Origin of the sequence: Hydrogenophaga sp. (assembly GCF_041633695.1) — a bacterium.
GTDB lineage: Bacteria > Pseudomonadota > Gammaproteobacteria > Burkholderiales > Burkholderiaceae_C > Hydrogenophaga.
Genome location: NZ_JBFJMY010000649.1, coordinates 1 through 1,829, shown reverse-complemented (window position 1 = coordinate 1,829; position 1,829 = coordinate 1). Strand labels below are relative to the sequence as shown.

Here is a 1,829-nt window from a genome sequence, read left to right as displayed (position 1 = left end):
GGCTGATGAGCTGGGCGCGGGACCGCACATCGAACAACAGCAACAAGGCCGAGACATGGTTTTTCACCGTGCCTTCGCTCACGAAGGCCTTGTCGGCGATGTCGCGGTTCGACATGCCGACCAAAATCCAATCGAGTACCTGTGCTTGTCGATTCGATATCTGCACCGCTTCACCCATTGCGGTGCGCAGCACACGCCCCGTTGCTTTGCCTCGCTGGGCGTCAAGGTCGTTTCCCAAGAAAACGGAGGTCTCGCTTTTGTCGGATTCCCGCTTCGGTCCGTCGTCCAGCTGGAGCAGACCCAGTTCGCCGATGTAGTGCACCACGTCTTGCAGGTCACCCGATTTGGTGAGGTAGGCGTCGGCACCACTGGCCAGTGCCTCGCGTACCAGGGCCGGATCGTTCACACCGGAGAGCACCACCACCCGGGCTCCGGGGAAGCGGGCCACAAAGGCCGTCAGGCCAGAGAGGCCGTGCGCATCGGGCAGGTGCAGATCGAGCAGCACCAGCGCGATCTCGGCCTGGTGGTCGCTGTACACGGTCAGCGCTTCTTGCAGTCCACGCGCTTCGAACACCTGCACCACCTGGCCGCTGGTGGCGGCGTGCGACTGCACCAGGGTGCGCAGGCCCAGGCGCAACAACTCGTGGTCGTCCACCACCAGCAAGCCGTTGGCCGATAGCGTTGGATGCGGGTTCACGGCGGGCTGGTCCATATGGTGGTGCATCTTAGGGCAGTGCGCGGATCGGCGAATGGGATCGGATGATGCGACCGGCGCTTGCGGACGCTCATTTGAATGTGCTGGCCCAGGTGTCAACAGACGTGCTGCCGCCGATGTTTTGCTGCGTCCACACGGCCACCTCTTCACCACCGCTACAGGCCGTGATGAAGGGACCACGACCGGCTTCAAAGCCGCGGTGCGTGTGGGCGCGGCGGTGGGCGTTGTCATGGCGGCTTTCTTGTGGGTGTGTGCGACGGCACCTTCAGGATAGGAAAACGCCCACACGGGCAACAGTGCCGAAAGTCATGTTTAGCAGGCAGGCGTTGGGGGAAGCGTTCCCCCATCTGGAGCGTGGCGCGGCGCTTCAATGGCTCTAACCTGCAAGCTGTGACCTTGTCTGTTTGTGCTGGCTCAAAGCACAAACGGGGTGTGTGGACACCCCGTCGCTGGTGGGAGCGAGTGGCCTATTTGAAGTGGTTGCCCAGGATGCTTCGCAAGCCACCCGTGTCTTCTTGCGTCCACACGGCCAGGGCGCTGCCGGTCGACGGGTTGTTGGCGACGCGCACGCTGCGGGCCGGCCCGGCGTTGTCGGTTTCGATCACGGCTGCCGTGCCCCAGGTGTCGGTGCCCACGCTGTAGCGGTTGGCGAAGATGTTCCTCTGAATGCCATCAAACTGGTCCCACACGGCGATGGCGTTGCCCACTGTGTCCGCTGCGATCACCACGTCGTAGACACCCTCGGGGCCCATGTTGTTGGTCTCGATCAGCACGGGTACGCCCCAGGTTCCGGCGCCTGCGTTGAAGCGGTTGGCCATCGCGTCATCGCCTTGCGTCCAGGCCGCGAAGGCGTTGCCTGCGCCGTCCATGGCCACGTCGGGCATGGTCGCGGTGCTGGCGCCGGTGTCGATCAAGGCGGGTGTGCCCCAGGTGCCAGCGCCCACGGTGAAGCGGTTGCTGGCAATGCGGCTGGGCGTGGTGTCTTCGCGCCACACCACCACCGCATTGCCGGTGCTGTCCATGGCCACCTTGGGGAATTTGGCGTTGCTGCTGTCGTTGTTCTCAACCAGGGTGGCGGTGCCCCAGCTGCCGGTGCTGACATTGAAGCGGTTGG

Annotated in this window: 2 protein-coding genes; both read right to left on the bottom strand. The window is 64.0% G+C overall.

Annotated elements, in window-relative coordinates:
- Nucleotides 1-697: response regulator (locus ABYB95_RS22815; protein WP_372662422.1), on the bottom strand; the 697-nt coding region annotated here is incomplete at its 3' end.
- A gap of 485 nt (nt 698-1,182) precedes the next feature.
- Nucleotides 1,183-1,829 (bottom strand): hypothetical protein (locus tag ABYB95_RS22810; protein WP_372662419.1); only part of this gene is annotated, 647 nt, incomplete at its 5' end.